The organism is Aquibacillus sediminis (assembly GCF_005870085.1).
GTDB lineage: Bacteria > Bacillota > Bacilli > Bacillales > Amphibacillaceae > Aquibacillus_E > Aquibacillus_E sediminis.
Genome location: NZ_SZNM01000012.1, coordinates 49,291 through 67,741 on the forward strand (window position 1 = coordinate 49,291; position 18,451 = coordinate 67,741).

Below are 18,451 nucleotides of genomic sequence, written 5' to 3' on the forward strand. Positions count from 1 at the left end.
ATGGATGTATTCTTTTACCTACTTCCTTTAATATATGGTTCTCCGTTTGCTCGTGGAGCCTCGGCACGTCCAATAAATCCTGCTAAGGCAAGAATGGTTAGGACATAAGGCGCGATTAACAAGAACACCTGTGGGATATTTTCTAGTAGTGGGATCCCCGCACTAACGACACTCAAGCTTTGAGCTAATCCGAAAAACAAGGCAGCTCCCATTGCACCAAGCGGATGCCATTTACCAAAAATAACTGCTGCTAAAGCCATAAACCCTTGTCCGACAATGGTTGCATGAGAAAAATTGGAAACAATCGTAAGGGCGAATACGGATCCACCCAATCCACCGAAAGCACCGGACAGGATAACGGCAATATAGCGCATTTTCACTACTTTAATCCCATTCGTATCAGCTGCCATTGGATGCTCTCCAACAGCTCGCAAACGTAATCCAAATGGTGTTTTGTATAGGACAAACCATGCAACAATAGCGAAAACAATCGCAATATATGACGTGACATAGATTCCTTCAAAGAAGATCGGACCAATGATAGGAATATCAGACAACATTGGAATACTAGTTGTATAGAACGGTTGATCCACCATATCTGTTTGTCCTTTACCATACCAAACTTTTGTTAGATAAACCCCTATTCCTAAAGCGAGCATGTTGATCGCAACACCACTAACCACTTGATTGGCGTGAAAGGATACAGAGGCTATTGCATGAATTATGGAGAAGATGGCTCCAATGATCGTTGCGACTACGATAGATATCCAGGGTGTCCAGGAACCAAATACATCTGAAAAAGCAAGATTAAAAACAATACCTATAAAAGCACCCATTACCATAAGTCCTTCTAATCCAATATTGACAACACCGGATCTTTCACTAAATACTCCGCCTAAAGCTGTTAAAATAAGAGGTGCGGAATAGAACAGAACGGTAGGAATAATGGACTGTAAAGCATCAAACATTTAGTTCTCCTCCTTTTTAAAGCGAAGTATTGCCCAGCGAATCATGTAACTAGAAGCAACGAAAAAGATAATGAGAGCGATAATGATATCCACGAGCTCAGTAGGTACTCCCGCTGAGGTAGGCATTTCTCCCGCACCTTCTTTTAATGCCCCAAATAAAAGAGCCGCCAACACTACACCAAATGCATGATTTGACCCAAGTAGTGCCACCGCAATCCCATCGAATCCAAGGTTAGTAAATCCTGACATAACAGAAATGGAACCATACGTACCAAGACCTTCCATTGCACCAGCTAGACCAGCAAACACACCAGCTAGAACCATGGACAATGTGATATTCTTGCTAACGTTCATTCCTGAATAGTTCGAAGCATGTTGGTTAAAACCTACTGCTTTTAGTTCATATCCATATGTCGTACGTTGGATAATAAACCACATAATAAAAGCAGCAAACAAAGCAATAAAAATGCCATAATGAACTCTAGAGTAAAATGTCAAACTTTGTAACCAAGCGGATGCTAAAGATGCTGTCGCCGATATCGCTTCAGATGTCGTTTTTTGATCCGTCAAGACACTTCTAATAATCTCATTTGTCGTGTACAAGGCAATGTAATTCATCATAATCGTTACAATTACTTCGTGGACACCAAGTTTTGCTTTTAATAAACCTGGCAAAAATCCCCACAGACCACCAGCAAGAGCTCCTGTAAAGATAGCAAGTGGCAAATGAATAATCATTGGTGCATCAACAACTAAGCCAATCCATACAGCAGCTAGCCAACCAACGATCACTTGACCTTCCGCACCAATATTAAAGAGACCCGTTTTAAAAGCAAAAGCAACAGCAAGCCCTGTTAAAATTAATGGGGTCGTTCTCCTAACCGTTTCACCTAGCGTATACATATCACCAAATGCACCATTCCACAATGCGACATAACCCTTAATCGGATTATGGCCAGAACTCAACATAATGATGGCACCTACAATCAATCCAAGCAATACGGAAATAACAGGAACCAAAATTCCAAACATTTTATTATTCGTGGTCATGGCTATTCTCACCTGCCTTCACTTGACTACCAGCCATTAACAGCCCAAGCTCCTGTTCAGTCGTTTCTTCAGGTTTTACATTCGCGACAACCTTACCATCAAACATCACAGCAATCCTGTCACTAACATTCATAATCTCGTCAAGTTCGAAAGAGACCAGGAGAATTGCTTTCCCTTTATCCCGTTCTTCAATTAACTTCTTATGAATGAATTCAATTGCTCCAACATCAAGACCACGCGTTGGTTGAGCGGCAATAAGCAGATCTGGCGAACGATCGACTTCTCGTCCAATGATCGCTTTCTGCTGATTTCCACCAGACAGCGCTCGTGCTTTTGTATAAGCACTTGGCGTACGGACATCATACTCATTAATGACATCCTTGGCTTTGCGAAAAATTTCATTATAATTTAACACTTTTGCTTTCGAGTACGGCTTCTTATAGTAAGTTTGTAAAACGATATTTTCACCTATCGAGTAATCTAACACGAGACCATATTTATGGCGATCCTGTGGTATATGACCTATACCACTTTCTGTTATTTTCCTCGGAGAAAGATTGGAAATTTCTTTGTTATTTACCTTAATTGATCCCGAACTTGTTTTTGCTAACCCGGTGATTGCCTCAATCAGTTCAGACTGACCGTTTCCATCCACACCAGCTATACCAACTATTTCACCTGCATGAACGTCTAAGTTTAACCCTTTGACTAACTCTACTTTTCTAGTATCTTTTACAAATAGATTGTCAATTGAAAGAACGTTATCCCCTGGTTTGGCTTCACTCTTCTCTGTTTTAAAATTCACTTCACGACCTACCATCAAGGATGCGAGTTCTGTCACATTGGTGTCGGAAACATTGACCGTTCCAATCCCCTGACCTTTACGAATAACCGTACATCTATCACAAACTTCCATTATTTCCTTCAATTTGTGTGTGATTAGAATGATAGATTTTCCCTCTTGGACAAGGGATTGCATAATGTCCATTAATTCACTAATCTCTTGCGGGGTTAAAACAGCCGTTGGTTCATCGAAAATTAAAACTTCAGCACCGCGATACAGTGTTTTCAATATTTCGACACGTTGTTGCATCCCTACTGAGATGTCACTTATTTTTGAGTCTGGATCAACCATTAGACCATAGCGATCAGATAATGCTTGAATCTCTTTTCTTGCCTTGGCAATATCGATCATCGCAAATTTATTAGTTGGTTCTTTTCCTAACACGATATTTTGCGTTACTGTAAACGGTTCGACTAGCATAAAGTGCTGATGGACCATGCCAATTCCTAAATCATTGGCAATGTTTGGATTCGTTATGTTAACAGTTTTGTCTTTCACACGAATCTCACCTTTTTCAGGTTGATATAAACCAAACAATACATTCATTAATGTTGATTTTCCTGCGCCATTCTCACCTAACAGCGCATGAATCTCTCCTTTTTTCAATTGGATTGTAATGTTATCATTTGCAACAATCCCGGGAAACTCTTTCCTTATATTTAACATTTCGATCGCATACTCCAAGTTTGTTCACCCTCTTTATATAAGACTTGCATTTATTTCGGTACAACCGTCCGTAAGACTCCCACTTTTAAAACATGAAATAAAATGAAATCGATATGGTTAAGTGGAAGTAAACTTTTCGCTCTCACCCTGATTTGTTCAGACTTCACTTAAATAAAAATCACCAACGGAAGAAGGCTTCTCTTCTACCCTCTTTCGTTGAAGATTTTTTATTAGATCCTTACATGAAGTAGAGAAGGCTACTATAGCCTTCTCTACTTTTGGTTATAACGAGTCCACATAAGCCTCTAATTCTTCTATTGTTTGTGGTACTTCCACTTCACCGTTAAGAATTTCTTCTTCCCAATCTTTAACAGTGGAGATGATTTCTTCTGTCATTGCTTCTTCATTTGTGGTAGCAACACGTATCCCGTTTTCTTCTAAACCGTATTCTAATTGTTCGCCTTCAGGGAATTCTCCATTCATTCCTCTGTTTATTACATCTTGAACCGCTACATCTACACGTTTTACCATGGAAGTTAACGTTACATTATGTTCGCCAATTTGACCTTCTTCATACTGGTCACGGTCTACACCGATTACCCAAATGGCACGTTCAGGTTCATTTTGCTTAATATCTTTGGCTTGGTTAAACACGCCATTTCCTGTTCCACCAGATGAATGGTAAATGACATCCACACCACTATCATACATGTTTGTTGCGATTAATTTACCTTTTGCAGGGTCTGTAAATGACTCCGCATATTGCACATCCACTTCAATGTCTGGATTGATAGATTTAACACCTGCTGTGAATCCTGATTCGAATTTCTTAATTAAAGGAGAGTTGATTCCTCCCACAAATCCAACCTTTTCCGTTGTCGTTTTTAGAGCAGCAGCCACCCCTACTAAGAATGAGCCTTGATGTTCTTTAAACGTAATACTTGCAGCGTTTGGAGCATCCACCACATCATCAACGATTGCAAAATTCGTATTTGCAAACTGGTCTGCTGCTTTTTGAATATCTTTCTTTAATTTAAATCCAACACCATAAACTAGATCATAGTCGTCACGAACGAAACGGGTGATGTTAGGCATATAATCCGCTGTTTCATCTGACTGCGCATAGTCAAAACCTTCCCCTTTTGCTAAACCATTCTCTTCTCCCCAAGCTTTTATACCTTCCCAAGCCGATTGGTTAAATGATTTATCATCTACGCCACCTTCGTCTGTAACCATACCAACCTGATAATCTGTTGAAGTTTCTTCTGTTCCAGAAGTAGTGTTTCCACTTTCTTCTGTTCCTGCATTATTTTCTTCTTCCGTATTCTCTTCACTCGCTGTTCCACACGCTACTAGGAATAAACTTATAGATAGAATGATACCAAAAAGTAAAAATTTACGATTTTTCATCGTTTTCCCTCCTATTTCTTTTAAAAATGATATATACATTAACTTTGTATAAACTAATTTGATTTCATCGTTTTTTCACACGTGTATATCATCTACAATCTTCTATGCTCCCCCTATTCCTATCGATGTCTTGTTTTCATATAATCCTATAGAAAAAAAGAAGCTCAAAATACATGCTCACTATGTGAAAGCATATATTTCGAGCTTCAATAGACCGAAATAAGATAAAAATCTATTAAACACACGACTCTTCGACATTTTTCGCCAAATCATCAAAAAAATCGGTGTTTAAATCTATACGATCGTCTGTTAATTGATAACTTCTGACCGTATAAAATAGTCTTTATCTAGACTCGCTTTCCATAGTCAGTTTATTTACGGTAAACTGGTAGAAACTTGCAGGCCATATCCCTGCGACTATATGAAAAAACTATTATTAAATTCGTATTTTAGTATATCACTCATTCCTAATAATGCAAAGATTTTTTTATAAAAACTAAGGTGGATTGTTACACCAAACCTCTCAAACACTTGTCATAACTGAAAAAAAGCCTTCTTATATAAAAAACAACCTTATATCCTAATTCCTATTTTGAAACAATTTATAAATTTGCATTTTCCGAAAACGCAAACATTTAATAGTTTCGTTCGTTAATCGTTCGTTTTATCAAGGGAAGGAAGTCTCTTACATGATCGTAACAAGTACCGCATAAAGAAATAGATCTGGTACTCTAAAGGACATCTGTCCATTTAACGTACCAGGTATTTTGTGAATCCAGTGAAACTATTAGTAATTCCATAAAAAACGGGGATTTCCGTATTATGCAATGACAAAGGGACTGGGACAAGTGCCCTGTCCCCTTGTCCCAGTTAACTCAACAATTCTTGTATATCTTCTTCTGTTAATGTTGTTGTTTGTTTGTCATTTGGATCGATTACTTCTTCGATTAGATGTCGTTTTTTGTCTTGTAAGGCGTTCATTTTCTCTTCAATGGTTCCTTTGGCGACAAGCTTAATAACTTGAACGTCATGTTTTTGACCGATGCGATGGGCGCGGTCTGCTGCTTGTTCTTCAACGGCTGGATTCCACCAGCTATCGTAAAAAATAACGGTGTCTGCACCAGTGAGATTCAGTCCTGTCCCACCCGCTTTTAAGGAAATGAGAAACAAATCCCGCTCGCCTTGATTGTATCGATGACATAAGTCTACCCTTTCTTCTGATGCTGTTTGGCCATCCAAATAAAAATAAGGCAATCCTTGATAAGCTAATTCTTGTCCAATCAGCTGTAACATTTTCGTGAATTGAGAAAAAATTAAGACACGCCTACCAGCCTGTCTCGACTGTTCTATAATGCGTTTTAGTTGTTCAAACTTGGCTGATTTACCTTGATACCCATCGACAAACAATGCTGGATGACAACAGAGTTGACGAAGGCGTGTTAAACCAGCGAGAATTTTTATCCGATTTTTTCGGATTGTTTCTTGGTCCAAATGTTTAAACGTATCATGACGTAGCTTGGCCAAATAACTACTGTACAGTTTCTTTTGGCCTGGAAGCAGTTCGGCATAATCAATCGTTTCACTTTTCTTTGGTAATTCGCCCAATACATCTTCCTTGACCCTACGTAGCATAAATGGACGAATCCTTCTTGCAATTTGTTTTTTCGTTAATTCACTGAACTCTCTTAAGCCTAGGAATAGTTCAGGGAACACAACATGAAAAATCGACCAAAGCTCTTCAAGTGCATTTTCCATTGGAGTACCAGTTAAAGCAAAACGATGATTCGCTTCAATTTTTTTGACGACACGAGCCGTTTGGGTTAAGGGATTTTTAAACAATTGGGCCTCATCAAAAAAGACGACATGGAATGTTTGGCTCTCATAGGCTTTACTGTCACTGCGTAGCAATGGATAACTCGTGATAACAACATCCACATCTGTCCATTGTTGTTGTAGTTTCCTTCGATTTGACTTATTCCCGTCCACAATCAGTGTCTTTATGTTTGGGGCAAATTTCGTGAACTCATGTTGCCAGTTATAGGTAACGGATGAAGGACAGACAATTAATGCAGGTTGCTTCCGTTCACGTATGGTAGCCAGTTCAGATAACATAAACGCAATACTTTGAATCGTTTTTCCCAGCCCCATGTCGTCGGCAAGAATTCCTCCAAACCCGTAGCTAGCAAGAGATTTCATCCATTTAAACCCGTGTGCTTGATAAGGGCGTAATGTGTCTTTTAGGGGTTCTGGAATGGTAAACTCCAATTGTTCGGGATGGTTTAGGCCGGACAAAAACGTACGAAAAGATTGTTCTAGAGTGACGGTATCACTTTCCCCCATTCTGTTGAGGATTCGCAGTCCTTCTACGATCGGAACTTCAAATTGTTTTTCCAGTTCATCATCTTGAACAGGGACAGCTTGCAAGAACTGTTTTATTTCTTCCATTTCTTTTGTTTCCAAGGAGAGCAAGGCGCCATCTCTGAGGTGATAATATTTCCGCTTCTCTTCTAATGCAGCTAATACTTCCTTAATTTCTTGTTCCTTAATCCCATCCATCTCGAACGTAAAATCTAGCCAATTGGTTCGTTCTTTTTTATGTTTTACTTTAATTTTAGGAAAAGTACTTTTTGGTGCGATCCGCATTCTTACTGCGGTTGTCGCATAGACATTTGTTAGCTTTTGTAATTTCGGTAGCTGATGGTATAAGAAATTATATTCTAATGCCTCATTTTGCAAAAAGTAGCCACTTTCGGTTTGGCTAAACTTGCTTTCCTCCATCAACTGCAGGATCTCTTCTTCTTTGGCCATGTCCCGAATAATCAAGGAACCTACTTGCATGTTGCGCTGATCCAGTGGGTTAATGATCACACTGTCGTAATGAAATTCTAGCCCAGCAAGCAAACGATTTTTGATACGGTCTACGTACAACTTTGCCTTTAGTGGTGTTTTTTGTAATGTCTCGGAAATCTCCCCTGATAAATGAACTTCCCCCATTTTTCTTAACGATGGGACTAATCTTTCCATGTAATCCTTTAATTGGTGCGTCGGTATCGGAATGACGTTTGTAGCTGAATTGTCGGTCATGCGTTTTAATTCATAGAGACGTTCTGCTTCTTGTTGGTTAACCCGCACCATTTTCCCATCATATAGGACGGTGTGATACGCTTTTAAAACTGCCATTTTGCTTAAACCAGCAATCGATAGGCTATATCCATTTTGGTTGTTTCCTGTAAATTCAAATGTTAATGGTAAAGCGTCATCGACTACTTGAAAAGGCAGCATACTTCCATTCCATTGCACATGTACCTGTGAGGCACGTAATAATAGGGGTTCTAGTCGATTCCAGGCGGAAGCAGGAATCAGGAGCAACTGTTTATTTTGACTGGTTTGGGTAGGCATTGCCCGCTGATACATTTTTTCATCCAACATGATCATAATCAGCTGCTTGAGAATGGCATCCGTCGCTTCGTCAAAACAGTGTATTGCCGGATCGTATACAAACCCAGATGTAACCTCATGCTTGTTACCCTCTTTTACATTTTCAAGAAAGGCACGAATAGCTAGGGCTGGATGTGTTGCTACCTGGAGTTCGATGCCAAGCATAGCCTGTTTCTTATCGTTGGTATCAACTTTACAGATAAACGTGATCGGCAAAACTTGTCTGTTTTCAAAATGGCTTTGCTGACCACTTCCAGCAGTAGTTGGCTGCTCGAATAATTGCAGAATTCCTTCTGAAAGACCTCCGCTTGTGGTACGATCGCGTGGCTCTACCTGTTGATGCTTGTCTTCTTGCTGATACTGCCAAGCAATTAATACCGCTGCAACATGCTGGCAATCTCTTTGATAAGAAGCGAGCGTTGGGCAGCTGCATGTCGCCGTAAAGCCTTTAGGATGTTTCTCGATTTGGACATGGAAGTCTTCTATCCCTTTCACCGTAGCTTGTAAATAATCTGTTGTGATGTGCTCTAGCGTTACATTGCCTTTACGATAAAAGGCGTCCCCTTTTTTATAGGAGACAGCCCCGCATCGTTCTTGGATCATTTTTTTCGTTATTTTTAGTTGCATGAGGCCCTCTCCTATCTATGGAAAATTCTATGATGATACATATACAATCCGTCGGTCCCAATGAAAAGTCTCTATTAAATCTGGACATTTAGCGGAATCACCAACTGCTTTCTATCGCAAGGCGGTCTCTCATTCCACTATTCTCGCTTTTTATGCCCTTTTTGGCAGTTAGGCGGTTCCTCATTCCGTTATTAGCCTGATTCGAGGCTGTTTTCACTTAATTTTAGTGCATTAGCGGAATCAGAGACCACTTCGTCCATATTTTTACTGCTTTTTGAGCCGTTAGCGGAATCATGAACCGCTTGTATATTAACTTTAACACATTTGAGCACTTACTAGGAGAGACTAGATTTATCAAAATAAGGAAGCACGAGATTCGTCCCCGTGCTTCCTTTATGTCTGTAGTTCTTGGTAGATTTGTTTTTTCCATTGTAGCATCTCTTCTGATAATAAGAGTGCTTGGTCGCGTGGGCGTTCAAATGGGATGGTAAATTCCCGTTTTACTGTGGCTGGATTGCTTGATAACACGATAATGCGATCGGATAAATGGATGGCCTCTTCGATATTATGGGTAACAAATAACACCGATTTGCGGTTCTGTTCCCAGATCGATAACAGCCATTGTTGCATTTCTAATCTTGTAAATTCATCCAATGCCGAAAATGGTTCATCCAAACAAATGAAATCTTGTGGACTCAATAATGCACGAACAAACGCGACACGCTGGCGCATACCACCTGACAAATGATGGGGATAAGCATCTTCATAACCAGCTAGACCTGCTTTTTCCAGCATCATTCGAGCTTGTGGTCGATCAGGTTTCGCAAAAATCTCTGCACCAAGCACCACATTGTCAAGTACCGTTCGCCACGGCAAGAGTGATGGGCTTTGTGGGGTATAACTAATTGCTCCCCTTTTTCCATTAATTTTGTTCCCGTCTAAATAAAAGTTGCCAGCATCCGGTCCAAACAATCCACCAATTAAATGAAACAGGGTACTTTTTCCGCTTCCAGATGGTCCGAGCAACGAGACAAACTCCCCCTCTTGGACGGTAAATGAAATATTATCCAACACCTTTTTGCCTGAAAAAGATTTCGTCACACCTTCGACTACTAATTCACTCATGCCTCATTCCCCCTCTGTTGCACGCCATTTAATCAGTAACTTTTCCAACGCGATAATCAAACCGAAAAAGACTAAACATAGAATCATGATAAAGACAATCGCAACAAACACACGATCAGTACGAAACGAGGATTGTGCCAATGTCATATAGACCCCGATCCCTTGATTCGCTCCAAGCCACTCAGAAATCACCGCGCCCATTACGCTGTACGTTGCTGAAATTTTCAACCCTGAAAAGATCGATGGCAATGCATGTGGTAACTCTAATTTTCGAAAAATTTGCCCCTTAGTAGCACCAGCCATCCGCATATAATGAAGTAACTCTTGATTTGTTTGCCGAAATCCATCCAAGGTAGCTACCGCAATTGGAAAGAAGCAAACGAGTGTGATAATTAAGACTTTCGGCAATACACCAAAACCAAACCAAATCACAAGCAATGGCGCGAGGACAATGATCGGAATGTTCTGCGATAAAATTAATAATGGATAAAAGGCCTGCCTTACGGTTGGTAGTAAATGAAGAATAACCGCAATCAACAATCCAACACTAACCCCAATCACAAAGCCGATCACCGATAATTTTGTCGTTGAAAAAAGATGGTGCTGATAGTTTGCCCAACTCGTCACCCCTTCACGCGCAATTTCCGTCGGGGATGGCAGTAACCATGTTGGGATATCTAGTAATCGACTACTAATTTCCCATAGAATCAGTAAAAGGATGATGACCAGAACTGGCCGCCATCCTTGTGCTAGCATGTTTTTCATCTGTACAAGGGTGCTGCTGTTCAAAGCCAACACCCCTCACCTCCAATCGCCTCTTTATTTTATCGTTTAGCGATACTTCTCCGTTAACACATCCATCGATGCATCACCATCCGGCTTGTAGTAAACCTTCACTTGCGAAATGATGCTAGCACTACCGAGGTCCGCCATTTTTTGATTCATTTTTTCAATCACTGCAAATAAATCTGATAACTCCCCTTCCATGGTTGTTTCTAATGGGTGGACTTCGTATTTGACACCAGCTTGCTCGATCACATCAATCGCTGCATCCACATACGGAATCACGTCTTCCCCATTCTTTGTTTTCGGGATAATTTGAATACTTACAAGTGCGTTGGCCATCTTATTCACCTCTCGTTACTTTTCTGGTAAAAATTCATTCGTAAATGCTTTTTCTGCATCTAGTTCACGTTCTAACAAGTCATTTTCATACATCCAGTCTGCATAGTTTTCCCAAACTGCTAGATCTTGCATTCCCCATTGTTCTGCATCATCTTGGTATTTCGGTGACAGCCATTGTTGACTTGCTTTAACTAATTCCGGGTCCAAATCAGGTACAGCTTCAATTAAGATATCGGCAGCTTCTTCTGGGTTTTCGATCGCGTCGTTATACCCCTTAGTAACAGCAGCCATAAACGCTTCGACTGTGCCGGGATTGTCAGCAATCATTGTTTCATTCGTTGTAATAACAGGTGTGTAATAATCTAGTTTTTCTGAGTAATCGGTCAAGTATTGCATATTCAAATCAATTCCACGTAATTCCGCTTCTACACCGGTCCAACCATAGAAGATCCAAGCAAAGTCAACATCACGTTCAACGGCCGTGAAAAAATCTGTGTTGCCCATATTAACAATGTTCACTTCTTCTACATCTGCGTCTTCTTGTTTCATGATCGAGTCAATCACTGCTTTTTCCACTGGTGCACCCCAACCGCCGTATGTTTTTCCTTCATAATCAGCTGGTGTCGTAATCTCTTTATCTGCAGGGGAAGCAAACCCTGAGGTGTTCTGTTGAATTACCGCCGCAATCGACACGATCGGAATATCTTGAATGCGCGCTTCCGTCACACTTTCCTGTGCACCGATGCCAAAGTCCGATTGTCCAGATGCTACCATCGGATCCGCACCAGCCTCACCTGGCATCGAAATTTCCACATCTAAGCCTTGTTCTTCAAAATATCCTTGTGCTTGTGCCACATATAAACCAGTGTGATTCGTATTTGGTGTCCAATCGAGCACCATGGACACTTCTGTTAAATTCTCTGATTCTTGTGCGTTTTCTCCTGATTCTTGCGTGCTTGTGTTGTCTTGATTTGCTTCGTTCTCTTCGTTATTCCCGCATGCTGCTAACACCGTTAGTAGCAATAAGAGTGATACAGCTAGTAATTTTTTCATGTTCATCCTCCTCGTTTTATGTATTGATTGTTGGAACATACCGATTAAAATGTAGATTAGCTGCAGTGTTTGCTAGCAATCTATCACCTACATTTTCTATACACTAAAAAATGCGCCCCAGGCCTAAGCCAGAGCGCATACATCGTCAATTACGGTATATATGTTCCCTACGCTGGCATCAACCAGATCAGGTTCCAAGGGTCTGTATCTTTCGGATACGATCTCAACCAGCAACACTGGTCCCCCTACATTGAAACAGTTATTCTATTGTTTTACATTGTGTATATGGACCACTATGCCACAAACCGACAGAAAATTCAAGTGAAGAGGGTACACGAACCAGCTAAGACGCGGGCTCTCTCGGTCAATTCACACCAATCAGGCGGGCGAATCTACCATGATGCAGACCATAGAAAAAAGAAGCACGAGAACCGTTTTCATGCTTCGACGATCTCCGTGCTTCGAATCCTACTTCACGCAGCAGCTTCATTTTTTGTTTCTTTTCCTTTAGAAAGGATTTCATCAACAGCATATGCTTTTGAACCATTAATAGAAATAAATACCGCCATTGCCATTAATGCTAGGTCTAGTTCATATCCATCTAAAAATCCTGCAGCCAATTTTACTTTTATAATAGCTCCAACCATAATAAGTGCTAACAACGCCGATACAAATCTGCTAAACAAGCCAACAATTAACGCGATTCCACCAACGAGTTCCACTAGTGCAACGCCATAAGCTAAAAATCCTGGCAAACCAATACTTGCGAACCAGCCGGCAGTATTCTCAATTCCACCTTGAAACTTATCTAATCCATGGACAAAGAATATTAAACCTAATACGACCCTTAAAATTAACGTACCAATTTCAACTTTATTTATCATTTCAATTTCCCCCAATATCTATAATATTAAATGAGACGTCGTCCCCTTTGGCAAAGATTGTCAAAGGGGACAAATAACTAAGTTAGTCGCAACCCTTTTATTCTTTTAAAAAATAATATTTTCATATAGAAAAACCTTAAGTCACACTAATTATACCGCCTCACCAATTACAGTAAAACGTTCGTTTACATCACACAAATAAGCACAAACCTTAAAAAAAGAGTCCTACTCAATACAAATCTCACCTACATTACATCTACTATTCATAAACGATTCGTATTTAACGTAACGTTTTTAATGCTCCGCTCCAAGCAATTGTCTCATCAAGCATTGCATTTACGTTATCAAGATGTAGTTCTTGCGGGTTAAACTTACTCATTTCCTCAAAATCTGTGAAAAGTGATAAAGTTGGATGTGCACGAACATCGGCTACTTTTACTTCTCCTAGAATACCGCGTAAGTGTTCTGCTGCACGTGCTCCACCAGTGGAACCATAGCTAACAATCCCAGCCGCTTTGTTATACCAAGCTTCACGGGCGAAATCGATAGCGTTCTTTAACGCACCACTAATACTGTGATTGTATTCTTGAACAATAAATACAAACCCATCAAGGCTAGCTAGTTTCTCATTCCAAGCAGCTATACCTGGTTCCGTCCCATCTGTTGTTCCTAAAAATGGAAGATTATAATCGGTAATATCTACGATTTCATAATTAGCATCTCCACGTTTGTCAGCAATTCCTTTTACCCATTCTCCTACTTGCGGGCTTACACGTCCCTCACGAGTACTTCCTAAAATAATGCCAATGTTTAATTTTTCAGTTGTCATTGTTTCTTCCTCCTTTGATTGTTTACCAAATAAATTTTTAATAAAACCCAATTTTCACACCGCCTATGATTTACTTGTTTCTCTTCGTAAGACTGGAGCAACCTCTGTCGCTAACAACTCCATACTTTTTGCTACTTTGTCAAAAGGTTGGGCCCCTATATCTAACTGGGCCAAGAAGCGTTGGTGCCCAAAAAGTTCGTGTTGCTCGAGGATCTTCTCTGTGACTTGCTGCGGACTTCCTACAAGTAATGCAGTATCTGGGGCAGTCACCTGATCAAATTCAGTCCTTGACATCCTTCTTCCCATTCCACGCTGACGGTTTACATACCACCAATAATTCGCGTAATAAGGATAAAACTCATCCTTCGCTTGTTGGGTTGTCTCAGCTATATAAGCATGACCGGTTACACCGACCTTTAACTGCTCTGGTGCATGTCCAGCGTCTATTCCAGCTTGATGGTAATAATCAACAAGTGGCTTAAACCGCTTTGGATTTCCACCTAGGATCGCTAATGCCATTCCAACGCCAAACCTTCCAGCACGGCTAGCACTCTCAGGACTCCCCCCAACACCTAACCAAATTGGTAATTCTTCTTGCACTGGTCTTGGGGCAATGTCAGCATTCTTTAAAGAAGGACGGTACTTCCCTGACCATGTGACGGTTTCCTTTTGAGTCAGTTTCAATAGGAGCTCCAAATGTTCTTCAAACAATGCATCATAATCGTCTGTACGATAGCCAAAAAGAGGAAATGATTCAATAAATGCTCCTCTTCCTGCCAGTATTTCTGCGCGACCATCCGAAAGTAAATCCAATGTAGCAAAATCTTCAAATAAACGAACAGGATCAAGCGTACTTAAAACACTTGTTGTACTTGTTAATCTAATTTGTTTTGTCGCCTGTGCAATTGCCGCTAAGATGACAGCTGGAGAGGAAGCAGCATAATCGAGTCGATGATGTTCTCCTACACCAAATATGTCTAGCCCTGCTTCATCGGCAAGTTTTGCGGCTTGAATGATTTCTTTTACTCTTTCTTTAGCCGTCAATGTCTTTCCAGTTAAGGGGTCAGGACCAATATCGGCTAGTGTATACACTCCGATCTCTATACCGGCACGTTCTTTTTTTGCCAAATGGATTCCTCCTTCTTATACAGCCAACTCTAGTTTGTTTCATGATTCCATATTCTCTATCTCCTTTCTTTCATTTGGTGCAAATAATCTTTTTACATTAAGTTACTTTATGTAAGTTAGTATATTTATATTATTAAATATTGTCAAGTAAATAAGTATTAATTTGTTATAAAACGACTATTTTGTGGTACAATAGAATCAAGAAAGAGGTGAATGTAAAATGAAACAGCCTACAATTTGCCCAAAATTTGAAAAGGCAATTTCGCTGTTAAGTCAGAGATGGACAGCATTAGTTATTTATCAATTGCTATCAGGCCCACAAAGGTTTAATGAAATTCAATCCTCTATTGGTATAAGCGGAAAAGTATTATCCGATCGTTTGAAGGATTTAGAGTCCCAAGGAGTGATCAAACGTGAGGTTATACCAGATACCCCCGTCATTATTGAGTATTCTTTAACGGAAAAAGGTCAATCCATGGAACCCATCATAAGAGCAATTGAAAACTGGTCTCAGGTTTGGTATAAAGAAGAAACACCTTCATCTGATACCCCATAAAAAAAAGGTACCAGGTACTTTAAATAGACAACTGTCGTTTTAAAGTACCTGGTACCTTTATTGATTTTTAAGTTGCATTTCCACGCTTTGTTCTTACTATAAGAATAAATAAACCACACACAATGGCACTTATCCCCATTGCCAAAAATGCCACATTATAATTACTACCGAAAGCGGTAATTAAATAGCCAGTCACAATAGGAGATAAAAAACCGCCAAACGTTGAGCCCATATTAATAATGGCGATCGACGAACCAATTATTTTTTGTTCAATCAATTTATGCGGCCAGCTAAATAACGTGACGTAAACCGCATTTGATGAAAGGGTAAATAGAAACATCATACTAACAGCCATCACTAAATGATCGGTCATCGCAAACATGATACATGCTAGTGCACATATAACAATAGCAATTAAAGCAAACCGCTTATCATTCCCTTTAAACACCTTTTTAACCAAGAAGCTCGAGCTTAATGCACCAACACTCATTAAAATGGAATTGATACTTAAAATAATACTAATTGCTTTTAAGTCAAATCCAAAATTAGCCTCATACAGTGATGGCAACCAAGAAAGGTATCCGTATAGAACTACATTTAAAAATAATAGTGCGGCAAATAAAATAAATACATTTACATCTTTAAATACCTTTTTTAATGGGACATTATCCTTCTGTTTCTCCTGTTCTTGCTTCGAATCCTTTTTCTCTTTTGGAAAGAAGATCATAATCATAAGGATAGAAATAGCATATAATGCAGCTAACCCGTAATAAGCATAACGCCAGTCCAAGTTAATTAACGTGGTACCTAATGTAAAGGCAAGGATGCCACCAATACCAGAGGTTGACAAAATTAATGACTGAACAAACATCTTTTGTTTGGGCTCAAATTTATTGGCAACAACTTTCGTTGAGCTTGTTGGTACACCAGCATGACCAAGCCCTGCAACTAGTCGGATAATCATTAACAAGACTAATGAACTAACGAAGCCAAAGAAAAATGTTGCAACTAGAATAGTACCGATCGAAAGGATTAACACCTTTTTGGGCCCAATTTTGTCCGAGAGCCATCCACTTGGAAATTACATGACGGTATATCCTATGAAAAACATACTCATAAGTAGCCCTGATTGGCTAGCATTTATACTCAATTCTTCTTCAATTGGAATAATTGCTGTAGAAATCATACTTTTGTCCATGTAGGTCAATGCATAGCCAAACATGATGGATATGATTAGCATGATGTTATTCTTTGGTTTGGATTGCTCCATCAATTCCGCACCTCTTTCGTTTACAACCGCGCCACTCGTTATAATTTCACTTTTCCTTGTTCAAATTATTAATCCTTAACAAAAGTATTCCACCATATAAACTAAAATATGATTGGTTCATACATTTCACCTGTATGTCGCACCACATAAAAAAACCCTCCAAAACATGGTAAAATGTTTTGGAGGGTTTTTATTAGGCTGTTTCTAACTAATTGTTATTTTGCTCAAAACTTGGATATACTAACTTTTTCTATCTCCCAATGCTTGCTATGTTTGAGGGACAGTGCTTCTATCCTCAACCTTCTCTTGACTACGCATCGAAATTAGCGATGTTACGAGGGAAGCAAGGATTAATATTCCACCAATCACTGTTGTTTGTTCAACAGATGTTTGTTCGATCACAACTCCACCAATTAATGACCCAATTGCTACACCAAAGTGCAAGGAAGAGTTGTTTAAGCTTTGCTGAATGTCAGAGGTCTTTGGTGCCGTCTCAATCAGATAGCTTTGCATCGCTGGCGAGATGGCCCAGCTTAACATCCCCCAAATGACAACCATGGTAAGGAATATGACGAGATAGGTTGTTGTGTATGGAATAGCAAACATGACGACAGTAAATATAATAATCGAGATCAGAATGGTTCGCTTCGATCCGAACAGGTCAGCTAATGTTCCGCCAATTCCACCACCACTAACAGCAGCAATCCCGAATACGAAATAAATAATACTTACCCATGTGCCTTCAAGCCCAGTCGTTTCTTGTAGAAAAGGTTTTAAATACGCATAAAGGGCCGTGTGCCCCGCCATATATAGAAAGGTGGTCAGTTGTGCAAATACTATTTTTTTATTCTTTAATGTCGCGAGCTGTTCTCGGAGCGGAACCTGAGGCTTCGGCTCCACCTTGTCCATCATAAAGAAAATCCCAATAATCGAAATAGCGGTTAATACCGTGATCATCACAAAAGGGCCTCGCCAACCAAATGCATTCCCGATCGTTAGCCCAATTGGGATTCCTAATACAAGTGAACCACTAACTCCCATCGAAACAATTCCAATCGCTCTTGCCCGATATTTCGGCTCCACAATTGTTGGTGCTAACACCAGACATAGAATGATTAATAAAGCACCGCTTGTCGCAGTTATTATCCGACCTATAAAAAGAATCGTATAGTTTGGGCTGAACACCGTCACTATATTACCAAACAAAAAGATAAATAATGAAACGATCGTCAATCGTTTACGCTCTATTTTCGCCGTAGCAATTAATAGAACGGGAGACGCTACTGCAAATATGAAAGCAAAAACCGTAATTAGATAGCCTGCTTTAGCAAGGCTAACACCTAAATCTTCTGCGATTAAATCTAGTATCCCACTTATAATTAATTCAACCATCCCAATCACAAAGGAAATGGTCATTAAAAAGTAGACTCGTTTATCCATTCGATGACGTCCTTTCTATGAAGTTCTATTATTAATAG

Annotated in this window: 15 protein-coding genes, 1 pseudogene and 2 riboswitches; of the genes and pseudogenes, 1 reads left to right on the forward strand and 15 read right to left on the reverse strand. The window is 39.8% G+C overall.

What is annotated here, in order from left to right:
- Positions 1 to 14 precede the first annotated feature (14 nt).
- The 12 genes from FCI53_RS12455 to FCI53_RS12510 all read right to left on the reverse strand — a co-directional run bounded on the left by FCI53_RS12455 (position 15) and on the right by FCI53_RS12510 (position 15,147).
- Positions 15 to 968 (reverse strand): ABC transporter permease, encoded by a 954-nt coding sequence (locus FCI53_RS12455; protein ID WP_138419352.1) that lies wholly within the window; start codon positions 966 to 968, stop codon positions 15 to 17.
- Entirely contained in the window at positions 969 to 2,018 is a 1,050-nt protein-coding gene (locus tag FCI53_RS12460) for an ABC transporter permease (RefSeq protein WP_138419354.1), read from the reverse strand. It abuts the gene before it with no gap.
- Complete coding sequence (locus FCI53_RS12465) at positions 2,005 to 3,546, reverse strand: ABC transporter ATP-binding protein (RefSeq protein ID WP_138419356.1); 1,542 nt, start codon at positions 3,544 to 3,546, stop codon at positions 2,005 to 2,007. Before FCI53_RS12465 ends, FCI53_RS12460 begins: the two co-directional genes overlap by 14 nt.
- A gap of 264 nt (positions 3,547 to 3,810) precedes the next feature.
- A complete protein-coding gene (locus FCI53_RS12470) occupies positions 3,811 to 4,938 on the reverse strand; it encodes a BMP family lipoprotein (protein WP_138419358.1) in 1,128 nt (375 codons plus the stop codon).
- Positions 4,939 to 5,281: 343 nt separating this feature from the next.
- A riboswitch (purine riboswitch) is annotated at positions 5,282 to 5,383 on the reverse strand.
- A 425-nt stretch (positions 5,384 to 5,808) separates the two neighbouring features.
- Positions 5,809 to 9,003 carry a DEAD/DEAH box helicase gene (locus FCI53_RS12475; RefSeq protein WP_138419360.1) on the reverse strand — a complete coding sequence of 1,065 codons (3,195 nt, stop codon included), beginning with the start codon at positions 9,001 to 9,003 and terminating at the stop codon, positions 5,809 to 5,811.
- A 393-nt stretch (positions 9,004 to 9,396) separates the two neighbouring features.
- Positions 9,397 to 10,128: an ABC transporter ATP-binding protein gene (locus FCI53_RS12480; protein WP_138419362.1), complete on the reverse strand. Its 732-nt coding sequence runs from the start codon at positions 10,126 to 10,128 to the stop codon at positions 9,397 to 9,399.
- Between the two features lie 3 nt (positions 10,129 to 10,131).
- The gene (locus FCI53_RS12485) at positions 10,132 to 10,893 is read right to left on the reverse strand and encodes an ABC transporter permease (protein WP_138419455.1); all 762 of its coding nucleotides are present in this window, start codon (positions 10,891 to 10,893) and stop codon (positions 10,132 to 10,134) included.
- Between the two features lie 66 nt (positions 10,894 to 10,959).
- The gene (locus tag FCI53_RS12490; RefSeq protein WP_138419364.1) at positions 10,960 to 11,253 is read right to left on the reverse strand and encodes a thiamine-binding protein; all 294 of its coding nucleotides are present in this window, start codon (positions 11,251 to 11,253) and stop codon (positions 10,960 to 10,962) included.
- A 15-nt stretch (positions 11,254 to 11,268) separates the two neighbouring features.
- Complete coding sequence (locus FCI53_RS12495) at positions 11,269 to 12,306, reverse strand: ABC transporter substrate-binding protein (RefSeq protein WP_138419365.1); 1,038 nt, start codon at positions 12,304 to 12,306, stop codon at positions 11,269 to 11,271.
- A 147-nt stretch (positions 12,307 to 12,453) separates the two neighbouring features.
- A riboswitch (TPP riboswitch) is annotated at positions 12,454 to 12,563 on the reverse strand.
- A gap of 216 nt (positions 12,564 to 12,779) precedes the next feature.
- The gene (locus FCI53_RS12500) at positions 12,780 to 13,190 is read right to left on the reverse strand and encodes a DoxX family protein (protein WP_138419367.1); all 411 of its coding nucleotides are present in this window, start codon (positions 13,188 to 13,190) and stop codon (positions 12,780 to 12,782) included.
- Between the two features lie 280 nt (positions 13,191 to 13,470).
- Entirely contained in the window at positions 13,471 to 14,019 is a 549-nt protein-coding gene (locus tag FCI53_RS12505; RefSeq protein ID WP_425457179.1) for an NADPH-dependent FMN reductase, read from the reverse strand.
- Positions 14,020 to 14,082: 63 nt separating this feature from the next.
- Positions 14,083 to 15,147, reverse strand: a complete 1,065-nt coding sequence (locus FCI53_RS12510) for an LLM class flavin-dependent oxidoreductase (RefSeq protein ID WP_138419375.1) — start codon at positions 15,145 to 15,147, stop codon at positions 14,083 to 14,085.
- A gap of 220 nt (positions 15,148 to 15,367) precedes the next feature.
- On the opposite strand from FCI53_RS12510, the gene FCI53_RS12515 reads away from it, so the two are divergent.
- The gene (locus tag FCI53_RS12515; protein ID WP_138419377.1) at positions 15,368 to 15,703 is read left to right on the forward strand and encodes a winged helix-turn-helix transcriptional regulator; all 336 of its coding nucleotides are present in this window, start codon (positions 15,368 to 15,370) and stop codon (positions 15,701 to 15,703) included.
- A gap of 67 nt (positions 15,704 to 15,770) precedes the next feature.
- Here FCI53_RS12515 and FCI53_RS12520 read toward each other — a convergent pair.
- From FCI53_RS12520 to FCI53_RS12530, 3 genes and pseudogenes are all read right to left on the reverse strand, one after another.
- Positions 15,771 to 16,772, reverse strand: a pseudogene (locus FCI53_RS12520) (MFS transporter); the annotation flags it as partial.
- 12 nt (positions 16,773 to 16,784) lie between these two features.
- Entirely contained in the window at positions 16,785 to 16,973 is a 189-nt protein-coding gene (locus FCI53_RS12525; RefSeq protein ID WP_138419381.1) for an MFS transporter, read from the reverse strand.
- A 267-nt stretch (positions 16,974 to 17,240) separates the two neighbouring features.
- On the reverse strand, positions 17,241 to 18,413 hold the full coding sequence (locus FCI53_RS12530; protein ID WP_138419383.1) for an MFS transporter: 1,173 nt from the start codon (positions 18,411 to 18,413) through the stop codon (positions 17,241 to 17,243).
- Positions 18,414 to 18,451: the final 38 nt, after the last annotated feature.

What these genes read in the sequence shown, in the direction of transcription:
- FCI53_RS12525 (WP_138419381.1), bottom strand. Translation starts at nt 16,973, where the DNA reads ATGGAGCAATCCAAACCAAAGAATAACATCATGCTAATCATATCCATC.
- FCI53_RS12475 (WP_138419360.1), bottom strand. Translation starts at nt 9,003, where the DNA reads ATGCAACTAAAAATAACGAAAAAAATGATCCAAGAACGATGCGGGGCT.
- FCI53_RS12500 (WP_138419367.1), bottom strand. Translation starts at nt 13,190, where the DNA reads ATGATAAATAAAGTTGAAATTGGTACGTTAATTTTAAGGGTCGTATTA.
- FCI53_RS12460 (WP_138419354.1), bottom strand. Translation starts at nt 2,018, where the DNA reads ATGACCACGAATAATAAAATGTTTGGAATTTTGGTTCCTGTTATTTCC.
- FCI53_RS12505 (WP_425457179.1), bottom strand. Translation starts at nt 14,019, where the DNA reads ATGACAACTGAAAAATTAAACATTGGCATTATTTTAGGAAGTACTCGT.
- FCI53_RS12455 (WP_138419352.1), bottom strand. Translation starts at nt 968, where the DNA reads ATGTTTGATGCTTTACAGTCCATTATTCCTACCGTTCTGTTCTATTCC.
- FCI53_RS12530 (WP_138419383.1), bottom strand. Translation starts at nt 18,413, where the DNA reads ATGGATAAACGAGTCTACTTTTTAATGACCATTTCCTTTGTGATTGGG.
- FCI53_RS12470 (WP_138419358.1), bottom strand. Translation starts at nt 4,938, where the DNA reads ATGAAAAATCGTAAATTTTTACTTTTTGGTATCATTCTATCTATAAGT.
- FCI53_RS12495 (WP_138419365.1), bottom strand. Translation starts at nt 12,306, where the DNA reads ATGAAAAAATTACTAGCTGTATCACTCTTATTGCTACTAACGGTGTTA.
- FCI53_RS12480 (WP_138419362.1), bottom strand. Translation starts at nt 10,128, where the DNA reads ATGAGTGAATTAGTAGTCGAAGGTGTGACGAAATCTTTTTCAGGCAAA.
- FCI53_RS12490 (WP_138419364.1), bottom strand. Translation starts at nt 11,253, where the DNA reads ATGGCCAACGCACTTGTAAGTATTCAAATTATCCCGAAAACAAAGAAT.
- FCI53_RS12515 (WP_138419377.1), top strand. Translation starts at nt 15,368, where the DNA reads ATGAAACAGCCTACAATTTGCCCAAAATTTGAAAAGGCAATTTCGCTG.
- FCI53_RS12485 (WP_138419455.1), bottom strand. Translation starts at nt 10,893, where the DNA reads ATGAAAAACATGCTAGCACAAGGATGGCGGCCAGTTCTGGTCATCATC.